Raw genomic sequence first — 22466 nt, forward strand, 5'->3', positions numbered from 1 at the left:
CTAGGCGCCGGATTCACGCCACGAGACGACACGCGATGTCCTCCATTCCTCATACTCTCACCATCGCCGGCTCCGACCCTTCCGGAGGCGCGGGCCTGCAGGGCGACCTCAAGACGCTCTCGGCGCTGGGCACCTATGCCACCAACGTGATCACCGCGGTGATCGCCCAGAACACCCGGGGCGTGGCCGCCGTCCACCCGGTGCCGGCGCCGGTGATCGGCGAGCAGCTCGAGAACCTGCTCGACGACGTGCGCATCGACGCGGTGAAGATCGGCATGGTCGCCGACCGCGCCGTGGCCGAGACGCTGGCCGAGGTGCTCGGCCGCCGCCGGCCGCGCTGGATCGTACTCGACCCGGTGATGGTGGCCAAGAGCGGCGATATCCTGGTCGACGCCGCCGGCATCGCCGCGGTGCGCGACGTGCTGGTGCCGCTGGCCGATGTCATCACGCCCAACCTGCCCGAGGCCGCGGTGCTGCTCGACGCCGAGACGCCACGCACGCCGGACGCCATGGAGGCCATACTGCCCGCCCTGCAGGCCCTTGCGGCGCCCTACGTGCTGCTCAAGGGCGGCCACCTGAGCGGCGAGACCTGCCCCGACCTGCTGGCCACCCCCGAGCGCAGCCAGTGGCTGCCGGCGCCGCGCATCGCCACCGAGAACCTGCACGGCACCGGCTGCGCGCTGTCCTCGGCCATCGCCGCGCAGCTCGCCCACCTGCCGCCGGGGGCCGACGGCGAGGCCATCGTCGGCGCCATCGGCGAGGCCAAGCGCTGGCTGCACGCCGCCCTCGACGCCAGCCCGCAGCTGGCGGTGGGCCAGGGCCGCGGGCCGGTGCACCACTTCCACGCCCTGTGGTGACAACGCACGAGCGGGCGGTACCGGAAAACCCACCTTGCAGGGGCCGCGGGGGGCGCCCATCCTGAAACGGCCATCTTCCGGCCGTACGAGGGTTGTGCCATGTCCCGCACCCTGCTGTTCGCCTGCGATCTCTCCGCCGAGAACCGCGCCGCCTTCGCCCGGGCCATCCGGCTGGCGAACGAGACCGGCGCCCGGCTCGACATCGTCCACGTGCTCGACCCCTACCTGCCCCGCCGGGTCCTGCACGACCTGGAGGAGGCGGTGGTGGCCGACATCGCCGCCACCCTCACCGACCTTCGCGAGGACTACGCCCTCGACGAGCCGGCCAGCCTGATCCAGACCGTGGCCGGCGCGCCCTACGCCGAGATCATCCGCGAGGCCCACGAGCGCGAGGCCGACATGATCATCCTCGGCGCCCACCGCAAGCGCGGCCAGCCGGACCTGGTCACCGGCACCACCCTGGCGCGGGTGCTGCGCGGCGCGCCCTGCCCGGTGCTCTCGGTGAGCCATCCCGCCACCCAGCCCTGGCAGGACATCCTGGTGCCGGTGGACTTCTCGCTGACCTGCCGCCGCACCCTGCGCGAGACCCTCAAGCGCTTCCCCGAGAGCCGGCTGACCCTGCTGCACGCCTGGAACATCCCCGGCGAGCGGGAGCTGGGCTCGTCGAGCGACTACGCCCGCTGGCGTGACCGCGAGGTCGCCACGCTGCGCCGCCATCTGGAGCAGGAGACCGAGCAGCTGATGGGCGAGCTCGAGCGCGTGCCCGAGGTGGAGCTGGAGCTCGAGCAGGGCGACCCGCTGGAGGTCCTGATGACCCGCCTGCGGCGCCAGCCGCCCCAGCTGCTGGCGCTGGGCAGCCGCGGCCAGCTCGGCCGCCACGGACAGATCACCGAGCGGCTCCTGGCCGAGCCGCACTGTGACATCATGCTGTGCCGCAGCTGGTAGGCCATCCCCGAAGAGTGCCTGCGCGCGCCGACCTTTCAGGCAGGGCCGTGACCGACGGCGGCATCCGCGCAAGGCCACCGCGAAGCTGTACAGAACCATTACAATAAAATAGTGTCTGCATAGGAGGTTCCTATCAGGAGGATGTCGTCATGCCGATGCTGCGCCTGCCCTTCGCCGCGCTGATGCTTGCCCTGGCGCTGGCCACGGGTCTCGCCGCCATGCCTGCCGGCGCGGAGGTCGTGGTCAAGAACGCCCGCTTCGACACCGTCCAGCGGGTCGACGGTCGTCCCTTCCGGATGATCGGCCACGGGCTGTTCCGCTACATGATCTGGGACGCCTACGCCGGCGCCTACTACCAGGCCGAGGGCTTTCCGCGGCCCGCGCCCCAGTCGGCCAACGTGCCGCGGCGCCTGGAGCTCGAATACTTCCACGCCATCGAGGCCGGCGACTTCGCCGAGGTCACCCGCGATACCCTGCGCGACCAGCTCGGCGCGGCCGACTTCCGCTCGCTCGAGCCGGCGCTGTCGGCCTTCAACGCCCGCTACCGCGATGTCTCGCCGGGCGACCGCTATGCCCTGACCTGGGACGGCGAGACCCTGAGCCTGGCGCTGAACGGCGAGTCGCTCTATGCACGACCCGAGCCGGCGCTGGCCGATGCCCTGTTCGGCATCTGGCTCGGCGAGGCGCCGCTGGGCGACGGCTTCCGGGACGACCTGCTGGGGCGCTGAACGCGGGCGTGCTAGGCTGCCGGCTTTTGCCAGCCGCCGAGGGCGGGAAGAGAGGAAGGTGCCATGAAAGCCCTGATCCAGCGCGTTCGCCACGCCAGCGTCACCGTCGACGGCCGCGAGACCGGCGCCATCGACCACGGCCTGCTGGCGCTGATCGGCGTCGAGCAGGAAGACGACGAGCAGGGCGTCGAGCGGCTGCTGCACAAGCTGCTGCACTACCGGGTGTTCTCCGACCAAGATGGCAAGATGAACCTCAACCTGCAGCAGGCCGAGGGCGGCCTGCTGCTGGTGTCGCAGTTCACCCTGGCCGCCGACACCCGCAAGGGGCTGCGCCCCAGCTTCTCCAGCGCCGCGCCGCCCGCCGAGGGCCAGCGGCTGTTCGATGCCCTGGTCGAGCGCGCCCGGGCCGCCTGGCCGCGGGTCGCCACCGGCGAGTTCGGCGCCGACATGCAGGTGGCGCTGGTCAACGACGGCCCGGTGACCTTCCTGCTCGAGGGCTGAGCCGGCGCCTCAGGTCGCCTCGCGCAGCTCCACTTCCATCGCCTCCAGCGATTCCTCCGCGGCCAGCCAGGCCTGCTCCAGCTCGCCGAGCCGCGACGCCAGCTCGGCCTGCTCGGCGAGCCGCTTGGAGAGCTCGTCCTTGCGCGCCTCGTCGGTGTAGAGCTCGGCGTCGCCCAGGGCATCCTCCACCTTGCCGAGCGAGGCCTGCACCTTATCCATCTCGCGCTCGGCGCGGTCGCGCTCGCGCTTGAGCGGGCGCAGCTTCTCGCGCAGCTCGGCGGCGGCGCGGCGCGCGGCCTTGCGATCCTCCTTCGGCGCCTCGGCGGCCTCCTGACGCTCGACCTTCTGGGCCCGGGCCTCGCGACGCTCGTTCTCGAGCCGCGTCTTGAGCCAGGCGCGATAGTCGTCGAGGTCGCCGTCGAAGGGCGTGACCCGGTGGTCGGCGACCCGCCAGAACTCGTCCACGGTGGCGCGCAGCAGGTGGCGGTCGTGGGAGACCACGATCACCGTGCCCTCGAAGCTCGCCAGCGCCTCGGTGAGCGCCTCGCGCATCTCCAGGTCCAGGTGGTTGGTCGGCTCGTCGAGCAGCAGCAGGTTGGGCTTCTGCCAGGCCACCAGCGCCAGCGCCAGCCGCGCCTTCTCGCCGCCGGAGAAGCGCCGCACCTCGGCGAAGGCGTCGTCGCCCTTGAAGCCGAAGCCGCCCAGGAAGTTGCGGATGTCCAGGTCGGCGGCCCGCGGCGAGAGCCGCTGCACGTGGATGAAGGGCGTGGCCGCGAGGTCGAGCCCCTCGAGCTGATGCTGGGCGAAGTAGCCGATGGCCAGGTGCTCGCCGGGCACCCGGCGCCCGCCGAGCAGCGCCAGCTCGCCGGTCAGCGACTTGATCAGCGTCGACTTGCCGGCGCCGTTGGGGCCCAGCAGGCCGATGCGCTGGCCCGGCTGCAGGGTCATGTCGACGCCCTCGAGCTGGACGGTCTCGCCGTCCTCGCCGCGATAGCCGAGCCGCGCCTCGTCCAGCACCAGCAGCGGATGCGAGGTGCGGTCGGCGGATGGCAGCGTGAAGTGGAAGGGTGAATCGACGTGGGCCACGGCGATCTCGCCCATGCGCTCGAGCATCTTCAGCCGGCTCTGGGCCTGGCGGGCCTTGGTGGCCTTGTAGCGGAAGCGGGCCACGAAGCGCTCGATCTCCTCCTTGCGCGCCTGCTGCTTGGCCGCCTCGGCCTGCTGCAGGGCCAGCTTCTCGGCCCGGGTGCGCTCGAAGGTGGAGTAGTTGCCGCGGTACAGCACCAGCGAGCGGCGATCGAAGTGCACGATGTGATCGCACACGGCATCGAGGAAGTCGCGGTCGTGGGAGATCAGCAGCAGGGTGCCCGGATAGCGGGTCAGCCACTGCTCGAGCCACAGCAGGGCATCGAGATCCAGGTGATTGGTGGGCTCGTCGAGCAGCAGCAGGTCGGAGGGCATGAACAGGGTGCGCGCCAGGTTGACGCGCATCCGCCAGCCACCGGAGAAGTCCGACAGCGGCCGCGCGAGGTCGCCCTGGTCGAAGCCGAGCCCGACCAGCAGCTGGGCGGCGCGGGCCGGGGCGCTGTAGCCGTCCAGCGCCTCGATGGTGCCATGCAGCTCGGCCTCGCGGTGGGCGTCGCCGCTCGCCTGAGCCCTGGCCAGCGCGGCTTCCGCCTCGCGCAGGGCCTGGTCGCCGTCGAGCACGTAGTCCTGGATGCTGCGCTCCAGCGCCTCGACCTCCTGGGCCATGTGGGCGATGCGCTGGCCGCCGCTCATCTCGAGCTCGCCGCGATCGGGGGCGAACTCGCCGCGCAGCAGGCCGAACAGGCTCGACTTGCCGGCGCCGTTGGACCCGACGATGCCCGCCTTGTGGCCGGCGTGCAGGGTCAGGTCGGCGTCCTCGAGCAGCGCTTGGGTGCCGCGTTGCAGGGAAACTTGGCGCAGTGCAATCATGAAGGCTCCACAGGAAGGCATAGGGCCGCCGCCGTGACGACAGCCGAATCATGACACCCGATTCTACCGAATTGCCGGCCGCTCTGCGGGCCCGGCTCGCCACCGATCCGCTATGGGACTTCGCCCTGGCGCTCTACGCCCGCCCCGGGGCGGAAGCGGCCTGCCTGCACCTGCAGGACGACGCCGGCCTCGAGGTGATCGAGCTGCTGTGGCGGCTGTGGCTGTTCCACCACGGCCTGGCCGCCGGCCCCATGCCCGACTCGGTGGCCCGCTGGCAGGCCGAGGTGACCGCGCCGCTGCGCCGGCTGCGGCGGTCGCTCAAGGCCGAGGCCGCCGAGCGCGAGAGCGTCGCCGCGCTGCGCCAGCGGCTCAAGGCCGCCGAGCTCGACGCCGAGCGCGAGGCCCTGGCCCGGCTCGAGGCGCACAGCCGCCGCGGCGATGCCACGCATCGTTCTCTCACCTCCGCCGACGGCCTGAAGGATGCACTACCTTTTCACGCCAGGCTGACAAAAGCGTCTCATCGGACGGCGCTGGAAAGGTTGAATGACCAACTTGACCCTCAATGATCGCCCCACTAGCCTGAATAAACACTGCAAAAACAAAACGTTCTTTCGTTAGCGAATTCACCGTGATCCTGCTGGTCGCGGCGCTGACTGAATCTGCAGAGGAAGCATATCAATGAAGTCACACAAGCTGCTGGCCACCGCGGGTATCGGCGCCCTGATGCTGGGCATGTCGACGGCCGCCTACTCGGATAACTGGCGCTATGCCCACGAGGAATACGAGGGCGACGTACAGGACGTCTTCGCCCAGGAATTCAAGCGCTACGTGGAAGAGAACTCCGACCACAACGTTCAGGTCTATCGCTTCGGTGAGCTCGGCGAGTCCGACGACATCATGGAGCAGACCCAGAACGGCATCCTGCAGTTCGTCGACCAGTCACCCGGCTTCACCGGCGCCCTGATCCCGGCGGCCCAGATCTTCTTCATCCCGTATCTGATGCCGACCGACATGGACACCGTGCTCGAGTTCTTCGACGAGAGCAAGGCCATCAACGAGATGTTCCCCGAGCTCTACGCCGAGCACGGCCTGAAGCTGCTGCAGATGTTCCCCGAGGGGGAAATGGTGGTCACCGCCGACGAGCCGATCACCTCGCCGGAGGACTTCGACAACAAGAAGATCCGGGTGATGACCAACCCGCTGCTGGCCGAGACCTACAACGCCTTCGGCGCCACCCCGACCCCGCTGCCCTGGGGCGAGGTCTACGGCGGCCTGCAGACCGGCATCATCGACGGCCAGGAGAACCCGATCTTCTGGATCGAGTCCGGCGGCCTCTACGAGGTGTCCCCGAACCTGACCTTCACCAGCCACGGCTGGTTCACCACCGCCATGATGGCCAACCAGGACTTCTACGAAGGCCTGTCCGACGAGGACCAGCAGCTGGTGCAGGACGCCACCGACGCGGCCTATGACCACACCATCGAGCACATCAAGGGCCTCGCCGAGGACTCGCTCGACAAGATCATGGAAGCCTGCGACGAGTGCACCGTGACCCGTCTGGACGACGAGCAGATCGCGGCCTTCAAGGAGCGCGCCCCCCAGGTCGAGGAAGCCTTCCTCGAAATGACCGGCGACGACGGCGCCGCGCTGCTCGACCAGTTCAAGGCCGACCTCGAGGCCGTGCAACAAGCCGAAGAGTGATCGCGATCACCTGATCGGTACGATGGGGGGCAGCCTGGCTGCCCCCGTTTTGTTTCCGTCCGGGCAACGTTCACCCAACGTTGACCCGCGAGGCTCCCGGCATGGCCTCCAGCCGTTACGCTGCTCGACAGGGACGTCGCTCTCGCGTCATGCCGTTCGCCACGATTCCAGGGAAATACGCCCATGACCGACGAAGATTCCGAAAAACGCTATCGCTCCGGACTGCCGGGCTTTCTCGGCGTCATCGACACCTTCATCAGCAGGGTCGAGGCGGTGATCCTGGCCCTCGGCGTGCTGCTGATGGCCGCCAACACCATCGCCAACGTCATCGGCCGCTTCGCGTTCGGCGAGAGCATCTTCTTCTCCGGCGAGATCAACCGCATCCTGATCATCATGATCACCTTCGCCGGCATCGGCTATGCGGCGCGCCACGGCCGCCACATCCGCATGTCGGCGATCTACGATGCCCTGCCGGTGGGCGGACGACGGGCGCTGATGATCGTGATCTCGCTGTTCACCTCGCTGGTGATGTTCTTCCTGCTCTACTTCTCGGTGCTCTACATCCTCGACCTGTACGACAAGGGACGCATCCTGCCGGCGCTCGGCTTCCCCATCTATCTGATCTACATCTGGGTGCCGCTGGGCTTTCTGATCACCGGCATCCAATACCTGCTCACCGCCATCAAGAACCTGACGTCGCGCGACGTCTACCTGTCGACCTCGGTGCTCGACGGCTACAAGGATACGGAAACGGAAGTCTGACGATGATGGGCACGACCCGGGGGAACGCAAAATGACGACCATTATGGTGGTGACCATGATCGCCCTGCTGCTGCTGGGCTTTCCGATGATGATTCCGCTGATCACCGCGGCGGTGATCGGCTTCTTCATGATGTTCAACGGCCTGGGCCAGATGGAGACGCTGATCCAGCAGATGATGGCGGGCATCCGGCCGGCCTCGCTGATCGCGGTGCCGATGTTCATCCTCGCCGCCGACATCATGACGCGGGGGCAGTCGGCGGAACGGCTGATCAACATGGTGATGTCCTTCATCGGCCACGTGAAGGGCGGCCTGGCGGTCAGCACCGCCGCCTCCTGCACCCTGTTCGGCGCGGTCTCCGGCTCGACCCAGGCCACGGTGGTGGCGGTGGGCTCGCCGCTGCGCCCGCGCATGCTCAAGGCCGGCTACTCGGACTCCTTCACCCTGGCGCTGATCATCAACTCCAGCGACATCGCCTTCCTGATCCCGCCCAGTATCGGCATGATCATCTACGGGGTCATCTCCGGCACCTCCATCGGCGAGCTGTTCATCGCCGGCATCGGGCCCGGCCTGCTGATTCTCGCCATGTTCTCCGCCTACTGCGTGGCCTACGCCGTGATCCGCAAGGTGCCCACCGAGCCCAAGGCGAGCTGGGGCGAGCGGCTGGGCGCGGTACGCATGGCGCTGTGGCCGCTGGGCTTCCCGGTGATCATCGTCGGCGGCATCTACGGCGGCATCTTCAGCCCCACCGAGGCCGCCGCGGCCTGCGTGCTGTATGCCATCCTGCTCGAGTTCGTGATCTTCCGCTCGCTGAAGATCAACGACATCTACGCCATCGCCAAGTCCACCGGCCTGATCACCGCCGTGGTGTTCATCCTGGTCGCCGTCGGCAACGGGTTCTCCTGGATCATCTCCTTCGCCCAGATTCCTCAGACCATCCTCGAGGCGGTGGGCATCAACGAGGCCGGCCCCACCGGGGTGCTGATCGCGATCTGTGTGGCCTTCTTCGTGGCCTGCATGTTCGTCGACCCCATCGTGGTGATCCTGGTGCTGACGCCGATCTTCGCGCCCGCCATCGAGGCCACCGGCCTGGACCCGGTGCTGGTCGGCATCCTGATCACCCTGCAGGTGGCCATCGGCTCTGCGACGCCACCCTTCGGCTGCGATATCTTCACCGCCATCGCGATCTTCAAGCGGCCCTATCTGGACGTGATCAAGGGCACGCCGCCGTTCGTGTTCCTGCTGATCCTCGCTGCCGCCCTGCTGATCATCTTCCCGCAGATCGCCCTGTTCCTGCGCGACCTGGCCTTCAGCGACTGATCGGGATTGAAGAGGAGAGCTCATGATGTTCAAACGGATCATGGTACCGGTGGACGGCTCCAAGGGCGCCATCAAGGCGCTGGACAAGGCGGTCGCGCTGCAGCGGCTCACCGGCGCCGAACTCTACATCCTGTGCGTGTTCAAGCATCACAGCCTGCTCGAGGCCTCGCTGTCCATGATCCGGCCCGAACGGCTCGACATCCCCGACGATGCCCTCAAGGAATACGCCACCGAGATCGCCGTGCAGGCCAAGGCCCATGCCGCCGAGCTCGGCGTGCCCGCCGATCGGGTGCGCGCCTTCGTCAAGGGCGGGCGCCCCTCGCGCACCATCGTGCGCTTCGCCCGCAAGCGCGACTGCGACCTGATCGTGATCGGTGCCCAGGGCACCAACGGCGACAAGGGCCTGCTGCTGGGCAGCGTGTCGCAGCGGGTGGCGGGCTCCGCGCACTGCCCGACGCTGGTCGTCTGACACCGCCAAGACTCCCCTGTGCCGGGTCGGTCCGCGCGCCGTAGCGACGGGTGCGGAACCGACCCGGCCCTGTTAGAGTCCCAAGGGTCCCATTCACCGATGGCGCCAAGGCGCCGGAGTACAAGGCATTTTCATGAAGCGACTGCTGACTACCGCATCCCTGACGGCGCTGCTGACCGCTGCCCCCCTGGCACTGGCCGCCCCCGATACCGACGGCGAGAAGCTCGGCTACAGCCTCGGCGTGACCCTGGGCAAGAGCATCCAGCAGGACGTCTCCGACCTCGACGTCGACGCCTTCACCCAGGCCGTGCAGGACGTCTTCGACGACAACGAGCTGGAGATGACCGAGGACGAGATGAACGCCACCATGCAGGCCTTCCAGCAGCAGGCCATGCAGCAGCGTGCCGCCGAGGCCCAGCAGCTCGCCGAGGAGAACCGGTCCGCGGGCGAGGCCTACCAGGCCGAGAACGCCGAGAAGGATGGCGTGACCGTCACCGACTCCGGCCTGCAGTATCGCGAGATCGAGGCCGGCGACGGCGCCTCGCCCAGCGACGGCGACACCGTCCAGGTCAACTACGAAGGCAAGCTGATCGACGGCACCGTCTTCGACAGCTCCTACGAGCGCGGCGAGCCGGTCAGCTTCCAGGTCGGCCAGGTCATCGAGGGCTGGCAGGAGGCCCTGAAGATGATGAACGTCGGCGACATCTGGGAGGTCGTGATCCCGGCCGACCTCGCCTACGGCAGCCGCGGTCAGGGCCCGATCGGTCCCAACGAGACCCTGGTGTTCAAGGTCGAGCTGCTCGACGTGAACCCGGACAACGCCGAAGGCTGATCGCCCGCGGCGAGCGCGCCTCGATGGCGTGACCGGCGGCCGGCCTCTCTCGGGGCCGGCCGCCTTGCGTTGTGCGGCCCGACGCGCCGCGCTCACCACTGACCAGGGAATGGCATCGTCATGGAAAGCATCATCGGCGCCCTCGGGCCACTGTTCCTGCTGATCCTGCTCGGCGCCCTGCTCGGCCGCGGCCCCTGGCCCGGCGGCGACTTCTGGGCACGCCTCGAGGGCCTGATCTACTACCTGCTGTTCCCGGCGATGCTGGTGGCCACCCTGGCCGAGGCCGACATCCGCGCGGTGCCGGTCGCCCGCCTGGCCCTGGTGCTGCTCGGCAGCCTGCTGCTGCTGGCCGTCGGCCTGTGGACGCTGCGCCCGCGGCTGGGGCTCGACATGCCGGCCTTCACCTCGGTCTTCCAGGGCGCGCTGCGCTTCAACACCTACGTCGGCGTGGCCGGCGCCGCCGCCCTGCACGGCTCGGCCGGCGCCACCGCGGCGGCGGTCGCCGTGGCGCTGATGGTGCCGCTGGTCAACGTGCTGTGCGTGCTGACCTTCCTCGCCGCCGGCACCCTGGGCAAGGGCGGCGTGGGCGCCAGCCTGAGGGCCCTGGCCCGCAACCCCCTGATCCTGGCCTGCCTGGCCGGCGCCGGACTCAATCTCACGGGGGTCGGCCTGCCCGGCTGGAGCCACGAGGCGGTGGCCCTGCTCGGCCGGGCGGCGCTGCCGCTGGGCCTGGTGGCGGTGGGCGTGGCGCTGCGCCCCCAGGCCATACTGCGCCGCGACGGCGGCCTCTGGACCTCGACCCTGATCAAGCTGGCGCTGCTGCCGGCCCTGGTGCTGGGCCTGGCCATCCTGCTCGGCCTGGGGCCGGTGAGCCGCGACGTGGTGCTACTCTTCGCCGCCCTGCCCACCGCCACCTCGGCCTATATCCTGTCGCGGCAGCTGGGCGGCGATGCCGAGCTGATGGCGGCACTGATCACCGCCCAGACCCTGCTGGCCATGATCAGCCTGCCGCTGTGGCTGCGCCTCGTCGCCTGAGCAGGGCCCCTCAAATAAAAAAGATTCTCGTTAGTGTTGACCACACAAATGAGAATGATTTACTCTACATCCATGACATCGCCGAGGTGCGTGTCAGACCCCACGGAGCCTTGCCAGTCCTCCGCGGGGATTCTCCTCCTCATTGCTAGTCACGGTCTTTCGCCGCCCCGCCCAGGGCGGCTTTCTTTTGCGCTCGCGTTCGTTCGAGATCGTCCAGGCTTCTGCGACCCCGCAGGGGAAGTGCCTCGGCCGCCGTCACGGCGGCCTTTTTTATGCACGCGCGCCTCGCCGGCCGCCGCCAAACGCGAGCGCCCCGGCACGAGGGCCGGGGCGCAGGAGGACGCGAGAGGGGCAAGCTCAGTCGACGCGGCGGAAGATCAGGTCCCAGACGCCGTGGCCGAGCTTCTCGCCGCGCTGTTCGAACTTGGTCAGCGGGCGGAACTCGGGGCGCGGCACGTAGGGCGCCGTGTCGTCGGTGGCGGTGTTCCGATAGCCCGGGGCCTCGGCCATCACCTCGGCCATCCATTCGGCGTAGGCCTCCCAGTCGGTGGCCATGTGCAGGGTGCCGCCGGGCTTGAGGCGGGTGCGCACCAGCTCGACGAAGGCCGGCTGGACGATGCGCCGCTTGTGGTGCTTCTTCTTGGTCCAGGGGTCGGGGAAGAACAGCTGAAGGGTGTCGAGGCTGCCCTCCGGCAGGCACCGCTCGAGCACCAGCAGGGCGTCCTCGCGATAGACCCGGAGGTTGGTGAGGCCGCGCTTGTCGGCCTCATCGAGCAGCTTGCCGACGCCGGGCGCATGCACCTCGATGCCGATGAAGTCGGTATCGGGATGGGTCTCGGCCTGCTCGATCAGCGAACCGCCCATGCCGAAGCCGATCTCCAGCACCACCGGGGCGCGACGCCCGAACAGCGTCTCGAGGTCCTGGCGGCCGTCCTCGAGGGTCAGCCCCAGACGCGGCCACACCTCCTCGAGGCCGCGGGTCTGGGCGGCGGTCATGCGCCCGGCACGCAGCACGTAGCTCTTGATCCCGCGGCGATGCAGCGGGGCGTCGGGGCTCTCGGGACCCTCGGTCGAGGGTGTGTCGGGGCGTTGTTCGTCGTTCATGCGCGGCGTCGAAACTCGTGAAGGTCGAAAGGTCAGGATCAGGCGTTGATGCGCCCGGCCAGCGGCGAGGAGGGCTCGGCGCCCTGGCGGCGCGGCATGCGTCCGGCGAGGAAGGCCTCGCGGCCGGCCTGCACCGCCTGCTTCATGGCGCCGGCCATCAGCACCGGCTGGCGGGCGTGGGCGATGGCGGAGTTCATCAGCACCCCGTCGCAGCCCAGCTCCATGGCCTGGGCGGCCTCGGAGGCGGTGCCGATGCCGGCATCCACCAGCACCGGCACGCTGGCCTGCTCGATGATCAGGCGGATGTTGTGCGGGTTCTGGATGCCGTGGCCGGAGCCGATCAGCGAGCCCAGCGGCATCACGGCGCAGCAGCCGAGGCGCTCCAGCTCGCGGGCGACGATGGGATCGTCGCTGGTGTAGACCATGACGTCGAAGCCGTCGTTGACCAGGGTCTCGGCGGCGGCCAGGGTCTCCACCACGTTGGGATACAGGGTGGTGTCGTCGCCCAGCACCTCGAGCTTGACCAGGTTGTGGCCGTCGAGCAGCTCGCGGGCCAGCCGGCAGGTGCGCACCGCGTCCTGGGCGGTGTAGCAGCCGGCGGTGTTGGGCAGCAGGGTATAGCGCTCCGGGGATACCACGTCGAGCAGATTGGGCGCCGAGGCGTCCTGCCCCAGATTGGTGCGACGCACGGCGAAGGTCACCACCTCGGCCCCACTGGCGGCGATGGCCTCGCCGGTCTCGTCGACATCCCGGTACTTGCCGGTGCCCACCAGCAGGCGCGAGGCGAATTCACGGCCGGCGACGCGCAGCGGCGCGTCCTGGAAGAAGTCGGACATTCTATTGTGGCTCCTATGCGGGGATCTCGCGGCTCAGCCGCCGCCGATGGCATGGACGATTTCCACCCGGTCGCCGTCGGCCAGGCGCGTCTCGCCGTGGGCGCTTCGGGGCACGATCTCCTCGTTGACCTCCACGGCGATGCGCCGTCCGGCCAGGCCGAGGGTCTCGACCAGCTGGGCCACGGAGGCCTCGGCCTCCAGGGTGCGCGCCTCGCCGTTGAGCTGGATCTGCATGGCATCCTCCGGGCTGCGATTTCGCGGGCCCATATTGTAGCGCCTCGGGGCGCCCCCGGGTACGGTATGGCGCAGACCTGGCGGGGCCGGTCTGGCAACAGGCCACCGCGGGGCGCTGTGACCCCATCCCTGGGCGCTACCTTTTGCCGTCCCTGGCAAAGACCCCGCTCTGGCCTGTCCCCGGCCCCCTGCTCAGACATCACGGAACACACCCCAACGGGAGAAAGACAGCATGCAGGATCGCGGCTGGTGGATGGCGGTGGCGCTGTGCGGCGCCCTGACGGTGATGGCCGGGGCCTTCGGCGCCCATGCCCTGAACGGCACGCTGCCGCCGAGGCTGATGACGGTGTTCGAGACCGGGGTGCGCTACCAGGCCTGGCATGCCCTGGCGATGCTCGGCGTGCTGGCCTGGCGCGCCGCGCGGCCGCTGGCCGGCCAGCGCTGGGTCCTCGGCCTGTGGCTGGCCGGCATGGCGCTGTTCTCGGGCTCGCTCTACGTCCTGGCGATCGGCGGCGTGAAGGTGCTCGGCGCCGTCACGCCGATCGGCGGCGGGCTGTTGATCCTCGGCTGGCTGGCACTGGCCGTGGCGGCCTGGCGCAGTCAGTCGGCATCGGGCAAGGCATAGGTCGCGGTGACCAGCGCCACCGGCGCCTCCTCGCCGTCGGAGAACAGCTGCACCTCGCCCACCGCCAGCCGCCGGCCCAGCTTGAGCAGCCGGGCATTGGCGATCAGGTCGCGATCGCTTCGCGGGCGACGCAGGAAGCGGCAGTGCAGGTCGCTGGTGACCGCCATCGGCTCGGGGCCGATCTGGGCCAGGATCGCCACATAGAGGCAGACGTCGGCCAGGCCCATCAGGGTCGGGCCGGAGACGCTGGCGCCGGGGCGCAGGTGCTCGTCCTCGATGGCCAGGCTCATGGTGGCGCGGCCCTCGCCGACGCCCTCGATGGTGCCGGCACGCTGGGGAAACACCTCGTCGAGGAATTCCTCGATGGCGGCGGCGGTCATCACGGTCATGGGCGCGCTCCCTGCGGCTGAACGATGGCCACAAGATAGCCCAGCCCGCGCGCGACGCACACCCGGGGCATCTCCCTTTTCCCTTCTCGCATTGTTCTCGCCCCCAACGAACGCCGCCCCCATGAAGGGGGCGGCGAACGGCGCGTTTGGCGATCAGCCGGCCTTGTGGACGGCGCGCCAGTGGTGCAGCAGCGGCTCGGTGTAGCCGGAGGGCTGCTCGATGCCCTTGAAGATCAGGTCCGAGGCGGCCTGGAAGGCGTGGGAGCCGGCGAAGTCGGCGCTCATCGGCGAGTAGGCCGGGTCACCGGCGTTCTGCTCGTCGACCACCTTGGCCATGCGTTCCAGGGTGGCGCGCACGCGGGCCTCGTCGACCACGCCGTGGTACAGCCAGTTGGCCACGTGCTGGCTGGAGATGCGCAGGGTGGCGCGGTCTTCCATCAGGCCCACGTCGTGGATGTCCGGCACCTTGGAGCAGCCGACGCCCTGTTCGACCCAGCGCACCACGTAGCCGAGGATGCCCTGGCAGTTGTTGTCCAGCTCCTGCTGCAGCTCGTCCTCGGACCAGTCGGTGTTCTCGGCCACCGGCACGGTCAGCAGCTCGTCGAGCAGGTCCGGCTCACCCTGGGCCTCCAGCTCGCGCTGCACCTCGGCCACGCTGACCTGGTGATAGTGCAGGGCGTGCAGGGTAGCGGCGGTCGGCGACGGCACCCAGGCGGTGTTGGCACCGGCCTTGGGATGGCCGATCTTCTGCTCGAGCATGGCCGCCATCAGGTCCGGCATGGCCCACATGCCCTTGCCGATCTGGGCGTGGCCGCGCAGCCCGCAGGCCAGGCCGACCTGAACGTTGTTGCGCTCGTAGGCACCGATCCAGGCGGCGCCCTTCATGTCGCCCTTGCGCACCATGGGGCCGGCCTGCATGGCGGTATGCATCTCGTCGCCGGTGCGGTCGAGGAAGCCGGTGTTGATGAACACCACCCGCGAGGTCGCCTCAGCGATGCAGGCCTTGAGGTTGACCGAGGTGCGGCGCTCCTCGTCCATGATGCCCATCTTGAGGGTGTCACGCGCGAGGCCCAGCAGGTCCTCGACGCGGCCGAACAGCTCGTTGGTGAAGGCCACTTCCTTCGGGCCGTGCATCTTCGGCTTGACGATGTAGACCGAGCCCTCGCGGGAGTTGCGGGCCACGCCCTCGCCCTTCTGCAGATCGCGGATCGACAGCAGGCTGGTCATGACCGCGTCGAGGATACCTTCCGGCAGCTCGTTGCCGTCGGCGTCCAGCACCGCCGGCGTGGTCATCAGGTGGCCGACGTTGCGCACGAACAGCAGCGAGCGGCCGGGCAGGGTCACCTCGCCGCCGTCCGGCGCGGTCCAGGTGCGATCCGCCGCCAGCTTGCGGGTGAAGCGCTTGCCGCCCTTCTCGATCGGCTCCTCGAGGTCGCCGGCCATCAGGCCCAGCCAGTTGGCGTAGACGCCGACCTTGTCCTCGGCGTCCACCGCCGCGACCGAGTCCTCGCAGTCCATGATCGAGGTCAGCGCGGCCTCGACCACCACGTCCTTGACGCCCGCCGCATCGGTCTTGCCGATCGGGTGGGTGGCGTCGATCTGGATCTCCAGGTGCAGGTCGTTGTTGGCCAGCAGCACCGAGGTCGGCGCGTCGGCCTCGCCCAGGTAGCCGACCAGCTTGCCCGGCTCCTTGAGGCCGGTCTCGCGCCCGCCTTCCAGGCTCACCACCAGGTGGCCATCGCGCAGCGCGTACTTCACGGCCTCGGCGTGGGAGCCGGTGGCCAGCGGCGCGGCGCGATCGAGCACGCCGCGGGCGTAGGCGATGACCTTCTCGGCGCGCTTGGGATTGAAGCCGTCGCCGCGCTCGGCGCCGTCTTCGTCGGCGATGGCGTCGGTGCCGTAGAGCGCGTCGTAGAGGCTGCCCCAGCGGGCATTGGCGGCATTCAGCGCGTAGCGGGCATTGTTCACCGGCACCACCAGCTGCGGGCCGGCCTGGACGGCGATCTCGCGGTCGACGTTGGTGGTGGTGACCTTGACCTCGGCCGGCGCAGGCTGCAGGTAGCCGATGCGCTCGAGGAAGCCGCGGTAGTCGGCCATGTCGCGCACCGGGCCGCGGTTCTCGCGGTGCCAGGCGTCGAGCTCGGCCTGCATGGCGTCACGCTCGGCGAGCAGTTCACGGTTCTTCGGTGTCAGATCATGAAAGAGGGCGTCGACGCCGGCCCAGAAGGCCTCGGGGTCGACGCCGGAGCCCGGCAGGGCCTGCTCGTTGACGAAGCGGTCCAGCTCGGCGGCCACCTGCAGGCGATGGCGAGTGATGCGTTGGGTCATGGGTCGTTCTCCTATGCGAGGCGTTTCGGCGCTCCCCAAGCGCCAAGCGGCCGGACAGGCAAGGGTGACTGCGTGCACTCAATATTGTGGAAAATACTTCCACATGTAAACCCGGCGCCCGCGAACCACCCCCGAGACTCGACCAATAGACGAGGCCGGAGGCGTTGGAAACCGACGCTGGTGACCGTTCCGACGGAGCGCTAGCATGGTCAGCCACCACGGAGGACTCGATGACCGACTTCACTCCCCTGCAGGCGCTCGGCCCCATCGCCCCGGCCGATCCGTCCGGCCGCCCGCTCAAGGGCTATCTGGGCCACTACGGCCTGGCGCCGCTGCTCGCCGAGCGGGTGGGCCTGCACGTGGGATACGTGGACGCTCACGGCTTCCGCCTGTGGACCCAGATCTGGCGCCCGCCGTCGCCCCGCGGCACCGTGTTCGTGGTGCACGGCTACTACGATCACCTCGGCCTCTACCGCCACCTGCTCGAGTGCCTGCTCGAGCGCGGCTGGCAGGTGGTGCTGTGGGACCTGCCGGGGCACGGGCTGTCCAGCGGCCCCCGCGCCACCATCGCCGACTTCGATGACTATGGCAGCTGTCTGGACAACCTGCAGACCCAGTTGACCGCCCGCGACCTGGCGCCCCGCCCCTGGGTCGGCATCGGCCAGAGCACCGGCGCGGCGATCCTCGCCACCGACGCCCTGCGCCGGGGCGACGACGGCCACTGGAGCGGCCTGGCGCTGCTGGCCCCGCTGGTGCGCCCCTGGGGCTGGAACCAGTCGAGCTGGCTGCACCGCCTGCTGGGCCCCTTCGTGCGCTCGGTGCCGCGCCGCTTCCGCGAGAACTCCACCGACAGCGACTTCGCCACCTTCCTGCGCGAGAGCGACCCGCTGCAGCCGGACCGGCTGGCCATGGAGTGGGTGGACGCCATGCGCCGCTGGATGCCGCGGCTGCTGGCCATGCCGGCCAGCCCGCTGCCGACGCTGATCCTGCAGGGCGAGCAGGACCTGACGGTGGACTGGGAGTGGAACCTGGAGGTGCTGACGCGCAAGTTCCCGCGGGCCGAGGTCCATCGCCACCCCGAGGCCCGCCATCACCTGGTCAACGAGGCCGAGCCGATCCGCCGAGTGCTGTTCGAGGAGCTCACGCGCTTCATCGCCAACCTCGAGGAAGCCGACGCTCCCTCGCCCACCGCCCGGAGGGCCTCCCGCCGATGAGCCGTCGCCGCTTCACTCTGCTGCCGCCCCTGCTGACGCTTGTGATGACGGTGCTGCTGCTCACCGGCTGCGCCACCGGTGGCCCGGAGCACCCCCAGACGGTCCGCCAGGCGCTGTTCGGCCTCGGCGAACGGGCCGCGGAGCGGGTGGGCGAGGCGCCGCCGCTGCCGAGCCCCCTGACCGACGAGGTGCTGCTGCTGGCCACGCCGGAGGTCGATGCCGGCCTCGGTGTCGGCAGCGATCGCCTGCTCGAGAGCCTGACCCGCGCCCTGCTGGGCCTCGAGCAGAGCCCCCAGGTGCTGGACTGGCAGCCCGCGCTGTCACGGGATGCCGAGGCCAATCAGTGGCGACTGGACAGCCGGCTGATCGCGGCCGGCCCGCGTCTCGCGCTGTCCGACCGCACCCTGCTGCCCTATCGCCTGCAGCTGACCCTACGCCGCCCCGGCAGCGACACGCCGCTGTGGCAGGCGCAGCTGGATGGCGCCCTGGACGCCAGCGCGCTCTAGGCGAGGCCTAGACCAGCCCCCGGACAAGGCCGACACCTCTTCCCTTCAGCGCCCCTGCAGCAGCCGATCGAGCTGGCGATAGCCGATCGCCTCGATCAGCTGCTCGCGCCCGGGGCGTGCCTCGCCGGCCAGGTCGGCCAGGGTCAGCGCCACCCGCAGCACCCGGTGATAGGCTCGTGCCGAGAGATTCAGCCGTTCCAGCACCCCGGCCAGCCAGGCCCGATCCGCCCCGCTCAGCGCGCAGGCCTCCTCCAGCTCGCGGCTGGCCAGATGGGCGTTGAGCGCGCCGCGCGCCCACTGGCGCTCGCGGGCCGCCAGCACCCGCTCGCGCACCGCCTCCGAGGGCTCGCCTCGCTCACGGGCGGTGAGCTGCTCCGGCGGCAGCGCCGGCACTTCCACCTGCAGGTCGATGCGGTCGAGCAGCGGGCCGGAGAGCCGCGCCTGATAGCGCTGGATCTGGGCGGCGGTGCAGTGGCAGGCCCGGCGTGGATCGCCGAGATGGCCGCAGGGGCAGGGGTTCATCGCCGCCACCAGCTGGAAGCGCGCCGGATAGCGCCGCTCGTGGCTGGCGCGGGCGATATGGATGCGCCCGGATTCCATGGGCTCGCGCATCACCTCGAGCACCTGGCGGGGGAATTCGGGCAGCTCGTCGAGAAACAGCACGCCGCGGTGGGCCAGCGAGATCTCGCCGGGCCTGGGCCGCGATCCGCCGCCGACCAGCGCCACCGCGCTGGCGGTGTGGTGGGGCGCCCGGAAGGGCCGGCGCCCCCAGCCCTCGTCGAGCGGCAGCCCACACACCGAGCGCACCGCCGCCACCTCCAGGGTCTCATCCTCGGTCAGCGGTGGCAGGATGCCGGGCAGGCGACTGGCCAGCATGGTCTTGCCGGTGCCGGGCGGGCCGGCCAGCAGCAGGTTGTGGCCGCCGCTGGCGGCGACCTCCAGGGCCCGCCGGGCCTGATGCTGGCCCCGCACCTCGGCGAGGTCGGCCCCCGCCAACGGGGCCTCGGCGGGACGCGACGCCCGATGGGGCGCGATCGGCGCCTGCCCCAGCAGGTGCGCCACCACCTCGAGCAGATGATCGGCGGGCAGCACCTCGAGGCCGCCGGCCAGCGCCGCCTCATCGGCGTTGGCCCGGGGCACGATCAGCCGCCGCCCGGCACGGCGCGTGGCCAGCGCCAGCGGCAGCACCCCGGCCACCGGGCGCAGCGCCCCGTCCAGGGCGAGCTCGCCCGCGCATTCGGTCTCGGCCAGCGCCGCGGCGGGAATCTGCCCCGAGGCCACCAATATCCCCAGGGCGATGGGCAGGTCGAAGCGCCCGCCTTCCTTGGGCAGGTCGGCGGGCGCGAGGTTGAGGGTGATGCGACGCAGCGGGAAGTCGAAGCCGGCGTTGACGAGCGCACTGCGCACCCGCTCGCGGCTCTCCCTGACGGCCGTCTCCGGCAGCCCGACCAGGGTGATGCCGGGCAGGCCGTTGGCCAGATGCACTTCCACCAGCACCTCGGGGGCCTCGAGGCCGAGACCGGCCCGGGTGCGAACGATCGACAGGGTCATCGGCGGTCCCTCGCGCTGATTCTGCCCTTAAGGCTAGTTCAGCACGGCGGGGACCGCCCGGTGGCGGCTCGGGATCAGCGGCCGGACTCGCCGGCGCCCTCCTCGGGGGAGGACGGGGGCTCCTCGTCCGCCGCGGCACCGGCTGCCGCAGCACCGGCTGCCGCAGCATCGGCTGCCGCAGCGTCGATCGAGGCCTCGTCCGCCACGGCCGGCACCTCGCCGCCCGAGCGGCTGGCGTCCAGCGCCTCTTCCAGGGCGGCGACCTGCTGCTCCAGCGCCTCGACCCGGCCGCGGGTGCGCTGCAGCACGTCCATCAGGATGTCGAAGTCCTCCCGCGACACCAGCTCGAGCCGGTCGAAGGCGCCGCGCACCACCTGCTGAATGCCTTTCTGCACGTCTTCCGGCGCCTGTGAGGCGCCCTGCAGGCGCTCGCCGATCTGCTGGGCCAGGCGGCCGATGCGGTCTTGGCTGACCATGATCTCTCTCCTGAGTGGAATGGGGCTGACTCCAAGGATACGCAAGCCGTTCGACGGGCGCATTCCCGCGTGCCGCGGGCTTCGCCCCCGGATGGTGCGAAGTGATCGCTCACCGGCATCAAATCAGTGCACGGCGCCCTGCCCCGCCTGCACCAGAATCTCACCATCGGGTCAGGTTGGAAAAACAAGATCATGAAAACCATGGCAAATTCGGTTTAGTGGCACGTTTTAAGCAATGACAGGAAAACCTGCACACACACCGCGCGGAGCAGCCCGCGCTCATCCAATGGGGAGATCCGGGATGAAGCTGATTACCGCCATTATCAAGCCCTTCAAGCTCGACGACGTGCGCGAGGCGCTCGCCGACAACGGCGTTCAGGGCATCACCGTCACCGAGGTCAAGGGCTTCGGCCGCCAGAAGGGCCACACCGAGCTCTATCGCGGCGCCGAGTACGTCGTCGACTTCCTGCCCAAGGTCAAGGTCGAGATCGCCGTCGATGATGGCCGCCTCGACACCGTGCTGGACGCCATCTGCAGCGCCGCCAACAGCGGCAAGATCGGCGACGGCAAGGTCTTCGTGACCCCGCTCGAGGATGTCATCCGCATCCGTACCGGCGAGCGCGGTGCCGACGCCGTCTAACCCGACCGCCTCTCTCCCTTTCCGTCTGGAGTGACAGCCATGAACGAGATTACCGAGCTGAGCTATGCGCTCGATACCTTCTACTTCCTGATCTGCGGCGTCCTGGTGATGTGGATGGCCGCGGGCTTCTCGATGCTCGAGGCCGGCCTGGTGCGGTCCAAGAACACCGCCGAGATCCTGACCAAGAACATCGCCCTGTTCGCCATCGCCTGCACCATGTACCTGCTGCTGGGCTACTACCTGATGTACTCCGGCGACGCGGGCGGCATCCTGCCCAACCTGGGCTTCCTGCTGGGTGACGACAACACCGTGGCCGCGGTCACCGCCGGCGGCGACGACGCCCCCTACTACTCCATGCGCGCCGACTTCTTCTTCCAGGTCGTGTTCGTGGCCACCGCCATGTCCATCGTCTCCGGTGCCGTGGCCGAACGCATGAAGCTGTGGGCCTTCCTGGCCTTCGCCGTGGTGATGACCGGCGTCATCTACCCGGTCTCCGGCTACTGGACCTGGGGCGGCGGCTGGCTCTCCGAGCTCGGCTTCTCCGACTATGCCGGTTCCGGCATCGTGCACATGGCCGGTGCGGCAGCGGCGCTGGCCGGCGTGCTGGTGCTCGGTCCGCGCAAGGGCAAGTACGGCAAGGACGGCAGCATCTTCGCCATCCCCGGCGCCAACATGCCGCTGGCCACCCTGGGTACCTTCATCCTGTGGATGGGCTGGTTCGGCTTCAACGGCGGCTCCGAGCTGAAGGTGTCCGACGTGAGCTCCGCCAACAACATGGCCCAGGTGCTGGTGAACACCAACGCCGCGGCCGCCGGCGGCGTGATCGCCGCGCTGATCCTGGCCAAGGCCTGGTTCCGCAAGGCCGACCTGACCATGGCCCTGAACGGCGCCATCGCCGGCCTGGTGTCCATCACCGCCGATCCGCTGTCGCCCAGCGCCCTGGGCGCCACCCTGATCGGTGCCGTCGGTGGCCTGCTGGTGGTGGTCTCCATCATCAGCCTCGACAAGCTGAAGCTCGATGACCCGGTCGGTGCCATCTCCGCCCACGGCGTGGTCGGCATCTGGGGCGTGCTCGCCGTGCCGCTGACCAACGACGGAGCCTCCTTCGGCGCCCAGATCATCGGCATCCTCGGCATCTTCGCCTGGGTCTTCCTCGCCAGCCTGGTGGTGTGGCTGATCATCAAGGCGATCATGGGCGTCCGCGTCAGCGAGGAAGAGGAATACGAGGGCGTCGACCTGGCCGAGTGCGGTCTCGAGGCCTACCCCGAGTTCACCGTCTCCAAGGTGCACGGTGGCGGCGGCTCCTCCGGTCGTGCCCGCAGCGAAAGCGCCGGCCAGTCGCACATGGCCGCGCGTTCCTGATCGCCCCGCCCTGACGGCAACACGAAATGGCCCCTCGCGGGGCCATTTTTTTGTTCTTCACGCCGTGGGTGTATGCTCTGGCACAATGATTCCGTCA

24 protein-coding genes are annotated in these 22466 nt (G+C 69.7%); 16 read left to right on the forward strand and 8 right to left on the reverse strand.

Annotated elements, in window-relative coordinates; translation table 11 throughout:
* Positions 1 to 35: 35 nt before the first annotated feature.
* The 4 genes from thiD to dtd all read left to right on the forward strand — a co-directional run bounded on the left by thiD (position 36) and on the right by dtd (position 3031).
* Positions 36 to 857 (forward strand): bifunctional hydroxymethylpyrimidine kinase/phosphomethylpyrimidine kinase, encoded by an 822-nt coding sequence (gene thiD / locus ACGTNF_RS12645; RefSeq protein ID WP_394602004.1) that lies wholly within the window; start codon positions 36 to 38, stop codon positions 855 to 857.
* A 99-nt stretch (positions 858 to 956) separates the two neighbouring features.
* On the forward strand, positions 957 to 1802 hold the full coding sequence (locus ACGTNF_RS12650; protein ID WP_394602005.1) for a universal stress protein: 846 nt from the start codon (positions 957 to 959) through the stop codon (positions 1800 to 1802).
* Between the two features lie 149 nt (positions 1803 to 1951).
* A complete protein-coding gene (locus ACGTNF_RS12655) occupies positions 1952 to 2530 on the forward strand; it encodes a chalcone isomerase family protein (protein ID WP_152479941.1) in 579 nt (192 codons plus the stop codon).
* 63 nt (positions 2531 to 2593) lie between these two features.
* The gene (gene dtd, locus ACGTNF_RS12660) at positions 2594 to 3031 is read left to right on the forward strand and encodes a D-aminoacyl-tRNA deacylase (protein WP_394602006.1); all 438 of its coding nucleotides are present in this window, start codon (positions 2594 to 2596) and stop codon (positions 3029 to 3031) included.
* A 9-nt stretch (positions 3032 to 3040) separates the two neighbouring features.
* Here dtd and ACGTNF_RS12665 read toward each other — a convergent pair whose 3' ends face one another.
* The gene (locus ACGTNF_RS12665; protein ID WP_394602007.1) at positions 3041 to 4987 is read right to left on the reverse strand and encodes an ABC-F family ATP-binding cassette domain-containing protein; all 1947 of its coding nucleotides are present in this window, start codon (positions 4985 to 4987) and stop codon (positions 3041 to 3043) included.
* Between the two features lie 50 nt (positions 4988 to 5037).
* Between ACGTNF_RS12665 and ACGTNF_RS12670 the strand changes: the two genes are divergently transcribed.
* From ACGTNF_RS12670 to ACGTNF_RS12700, 7 genes are all read left to right on the forward strand, one after another.
* Positions 5038 to 5553: a TIGR02444 family protein gene (locus ACGTNF_RS12670; protein ID WP_394602008.1), complete on the forward strand. Its 516-nt coding sequence runs from the start codon at positions 5038 to 5040 to the stop codon at positions 5551 to 5553.
* Positions 5554 to 5665: 112 nt separating this feature from the next.
* The gene (locus ACGTNF_RS12675; RefSeq protein WP_152479944.1) at positions 5666 to 6688 is read left to right on the forward strand and encodes a TRAP transporter substrate-binding protein; all 1023 of its coding nucleotides are present in this window, start codon (positions 5666 to 5668) and stop codon (positions 6686 to 6688) included.
* 183 nt (positions 6689 to 6871) lie between these two features.
* Positions 6872 to 7450 carry a TRAP transporter small permease gene (locus ACGTNF_RS12680; RefSeq protein ID WP_016855887.1) on the forward strand — a complete coding sequence of 193 codons (579 nt, stop codon included), beginning with the start codon at positions 6872 to 6874 and terminating at the stop codon, positions 7448 to 7450.
* A gap of 31 nt (positions 7451 to 7481) precedes the next feature.
* Complete coding sequence (locus ACGTNF_RS12685) at positions 7482 to 8768, forward strand: TRAP transporter large permease (protein WP_026068539.1); 1287 nt, start codon at positions 7482 to 7484, stop codon at positions 8766 to 8768.
* A 25-nt stretch (positions 8769 to 8793) separates the two neighbouring features.
* Positions 8794 to 9237 (forward strand): universal stress protein, encoded by a 444-nt coding sequence (locus ACGTNF_RS12690; RefSeq protein WP_152480264.1) that lies wholly within the window; start codon positions 8794 to 8796, stop codon positions 9235 to 9237.
* Between the two features lie 133 nt (positions 9238 to 9370).
* A complete protein-coding gene (gene bamJ, locus ACGTNF_RS12695) occupies positions 9371 to 10069 on the forward strand; it encodes a BamJ family beta-barrel-assembly machinery protein (RefSeq protein ID WP_394602009.1) in 699 nt (232 codons plus the stop codon).
* Between the two features lie 120 nt (positions 10070 to 10189).
* The gene (locus tag ACGTNF_RS12700; RefSeq protein WP_394602010.1) at positions 10190 to 11104 is read left to right on the forward strand and encodes an AEC family transporter; all 915 of its coding nucleotides are present in this window, start codon (positions 10190 to 10192) and stop codon (positions 11102 to 11104) included.
* Positions 11105 to 11461: 357 nt separating this feature from the next.
* Here the strand turns inward: ACGTNF_RS12700 and trmB are convergent, their stop codons facing one another.
* The 3 genes from trmB to thiS are packed head-to-tail and all read right to left on the reverse strand — an operon-like array spanning position 11462 to position 13278.
* On the reverse strand, positions 11462 to 12208 hold the full coding sequence (gene trmB, locus ACGTNF_RS12705; protein ID WP_152479947.1) for a tRNA (guanosine(46)-N7)-methyltransferase TrmB: 747 nt from the start codon (positions 12206 to 12208) through the stop codon (positions 11462 to 11464).
* 38 nt (positions 12209 to 12246) lie between these two features.
* Complete coding sequence (locus ACGTNF_RS12710; protein WP_394602011.1) at positions 12247 to 13044, reverse strand: thiazole synthase; 798 nt, start codon at positions 13042 to 13044, stop codon at positions 12247 to 12249.
* Between the two features lie 33 nt (positions 13045 to 13077).
* Complete coding sequence (gene thiS, locus ACGTNF_RS12715) at positions 13078 to 13278, reverse strand: sulfur carrier protein ThiS (protein WP_016855894.1); 201 nt, start codon at positions 13276 to 13278, stop codon at positions 13078 to 13080.
* Positions 13279 to 13510: 232 nt separating this feature from the next.
* On the opposite strand from thiS, the gene ACGTNF_RS12720 reads away from it, so the two are divergent.
* Entirely contained in the window at positions 13511 to 13903 is a 393-nt protein-coding gene (locus tag ACGTNF_RS12720) for a DUF423 domain-containing protein (protein ID WP_394602012.1), read from the forward strand.
* On the opposite strand, the gene ACGTNF_RS12725 is transcribed toward ACGTNF_RS12720, so the two are convergent.
* Positions 13879 to 14292, reverse strand: a complete 414-nt coding sequence (locus tag ACGTNF_RS12725) for a PaaI family thioesterase (RefSeq protein ID WP_394602013.1) — start codon at positions 14290 to 14292, stop codon at positions 13879 to 13881. The two genes, ACGTNF_RS12720 and ACGTNF_RS12725, sit on opposite strands and share 25 nt — an antisense overlap.
* Before the next feature lie 153 nt (positions 14293 to 14445).
* Positions 14446 to 16620, reverse strand: a complete 2175-nt coding sequence (locus ACGTNF_RS12730) for a malate synthase G (RefSeq protein ID WP_394602014.1) — start codon at positions 16618 to 16620, stop codon at positions 14446 to 14448.
* 230 nt (positions 16621 to 16850) lie between these two features.
* Here ACGTNF_RS12730 and ACGTNF_RS12735 point away from each other — a divergent pair, with 230 nt between their 5' ends.
* Positions 16851 to 17834 carry an alpha/beta hydrolase gene (locus tag ACGTNF_RS12735; protein WP_016855898.1) on the forward strand — a complete coding sequence of 328 codons (984 nt, stop codon included), beginning with the start codon at positions 16851 to 16853 and terminating at the stop codon, positions 17832 to 17834.
* Positions 17831 to 18340 (forward strand): hypothetical protein, encoded by a 510-nt coding sequence (locus ACGTNF_RS12740; RefSeq protein WP_394602015.1) that lies wholly within the window; start codon positions 17831 to 17833, stop codon positions 18338 to 18340. The genes ACGTNF_RS12735 and ACGTNF_RS12740 overlap by 4 nt, the downstream gene beginning before the upstream one ends.
* Before the next feature lie 45 nt (positions 18341 to 18385).
* Here ACGTNF_RS12740 and ACGTNF_RS12745 read toward each other — a convergent pair whose 3' ends face one another.
* Both ACGTNF_RS12745 and ACGTNF_RS12750 read right to left on the reverse strand, forming a co-directional pair.
* Positions 18386 to 19891, reverse strand: coding sequence for a YifB family Mg chelatase-like AAA ATPase (locus tag ACGTNF_RS12745; RefSeq protein ID WP_394602016.1), 1506 nt, complete (start codon positions 19889 to 19891; stop codon positions 18386 to 18388).
* A gap of 74 nt (positions 19892 to 19965) precedes the next feature.
* Positions 19966 to 20367 carry an accessory factor UbiK family protein gene (locus ACGTNF_RS12750; protein WP_016855901.1) on the reverse strand — a complete coding sequence of 134 codons (402 nt, stop codon included), beginning with the start codon at positions 20365 to 20367 and terminating at the stop codon, positions 19966 to 19968.
* A gap of 301 nt (positions 20368 to 20668) precedes the next feature.
* On the opposite strand from ACGTNF_RS12750, the gene ACGTNF_RS12755 reads away from it, so the two are divergent.
* Positions 20669 to 21007: a P-II family nitrogen regulator gene (locus ACGTNF_RS12755; RefSeq protein ID WP_016855902.1), complete on the forward strand. Its 339-nt coding sequence runs from the start codon at positions 20669 to 20671 to the stop codon at positions 21005 to 21007.
* 39 nt (positions 21008 to 21046) lie between these two features.
* On the forward strand, positions 21047 to 22369 hold the full coding sequence (gene amtB / locus ACGTNF_RS12760) for an ammonium transporter AmtB (protein ID WP_016855903.1): 1323 nt from the start codon (positions 21047 to 21049) through the stop codon (positions 22367 to 22369).
* The last annotated feature ends 97 nt before the right edge of the window (positions 22370 to 22466 follow it).

The organism is Halomonas sp. B23F22_10 (assembly GCF_043496975.1).
GTDB lineage: Bacteria > Pseudomonadota > Gammaproteobacteria > Pseudomonadales > Halomonadaceae > Halomonas > Halomonas smyrnensis.

Coding starts and splice junctions, on each gene's coding strand:
- thiD (WP_394602004.1), top strand. CDS start 36: ATGTCCTCCATTCCTCATACTCTCACCATCGCCGGCTCCGACCCTTCC.
- ACGTNF_RS12650 (WP_394602005.1), top strand. CDS start 957: ATGTCCCGCACCCTGCTGTTCGCCTGCGATCTCTCCGCCGAGAACCGC.
- ACGTNF_RS12655 (WP_152479941.1), top strand. CDS start 1,952: ATGCCGATGCTGCGCCTGCCCTTCGCCGCGCTGATGCTTGCCCTGGCG.
- dtd (WP_394602006.1), top strand. CDS start 2,594: ATGAAAGCCCTGATCCAGCGCGTTCGCCACGCCAGCGTCACCGTCGAC.
- ACGTNF_RS12665 (WP_394602007.1), bottom strand. CDS start 4,987: ATGATTGCACTGCGCCAAGTTTCCCTGCAACGCGGCACCCAAGCGCTG.
- ACGTNF_RS12670 (WP_394602008.1), top strand. CDS start 5,038: ATGACACCCGATTCTACCGAATTGCCGGCCGCTCTGCGGGCCCGGCTC.
- ACGTNF_RS12675 (WP_152479944.1), top strand. CDS start 5,666: ATGAAGTCACACAAGCTGCTGGCCACCGCGGGTATCGGCGCCCTGATG.
- ACGTNF_RS12680 (WP_016855887.1), top strand. CDS start 6,872: ATGACCGACGAAGATTCCGAAAAACGCTATCGCTCCGGACTGCCGGGC.
- ACGTNF_RS12685 (WP_026068539.1), top strand. CDS start 7,482: ATGACGACCATTATGGTGGTGACCATGATCGCCCTGCTGCTGCTGGGC.
- ACGTNF_RS12690 (WP_152480264.1), top strand. CDS start 8,794: ATGTTCAAACGGATCATGGTACCGGTGGACGGCTCCAAGGGCGCCATC.
- bamJ (WP_394602009.1), top strand. CDS start 9,371: ATGAAGCGACTGCTGACTACCGCATCCCTGACGGCGCTGCTGACCGCT.
- ACGTNF_RS12700 (WP_394602010.1), top strand. CDS start 10,190: ATGGAAAGCATCATCGGCGCCCTCGGGCCACTGTTCCTGCTGATCCTG.
- trmB (WP_152479947.1), bottom strand. CDS start 12,208: ATGAACGACGAACAACGCCCCGACACACCCTCGACCGAGGGTCCCGAG.
- ACGTNF_RS12710 (WP_394602011.1), bottom strand. CDS start 13,044: ATGTCCGACTTCTTCCAGGACGCGCCGCTGCGCGTCGCCGGCCGTGAA.
- thiS (WP_016855894.1), bottom strand. CDS start 13,278: ATGCAGATCCAGCTCAACGGCGAGGCGCGCACCCTGGAGGCCGAGGCC.
- ACGTNF_RS12720 (WP_394602012.1), top strand. CDS start 13,511: ATGCAGGATCGCGGCTGGTGGATGGCGGTGGCGCTGTGCGGCGCCCTG.
- ACGTNF_RS12725 (WP_394602013.1), bottom strand. CDS start 14,292: ATGACCGTGATGACCGCCGCCGCCATCGAGGAATTCCTCGACGAGGTG.
- ACGTNF_RS12730 (WP_394602014.1), bottom strand. CDS start 16,620: ATGACCCAACGCATCACTCGCCATCGCCTGCAGGTGGCCGCCGAGCTG.
- ACGTNF_RS12735 (WP_016855898.1), top strand. CDS start 16,851: ATGACCGACTTCACTCCCCTGCAGGCGCTCGGCCCCATCGCCCCGGCC.
- ACGTNF_RS12740 (WP_394602015.1), top strand. CDS start 17,831: ATGAGCCGTCGCCGCTTCACTCTGCTGCCGCCCCTGCTGACGCTTGTG.
- ACGTNF_RS12745 (WP_394602016.1), bottom strand. CDS start 19,891: ATGACCCTGTCGATCGTTCGCACCCGGGCCGGTCTCGGCCTCGAGGCC.
- ACGTNF_RS12750 (WP_016855901.1), bottom strand. CDS start 20,367: ATGGTCAGCCAAGACCGCATCGGCCGCCTGGCCCAGCAGATCGGCGAG.
- ACGTNF_RS12755 (WP_016855902.1), top strand. CDS start 20,669: ATGAAGCTGATTACCGCCATTATCAAGCCCTTCAAGCTCGACGACGTG.
- amtB (WP_016855903.1), top strand. CDS start 21,047: ATGAACGAGATTACCGAGCTGAGCTATGCGCTCGATACCTTCTACTTC.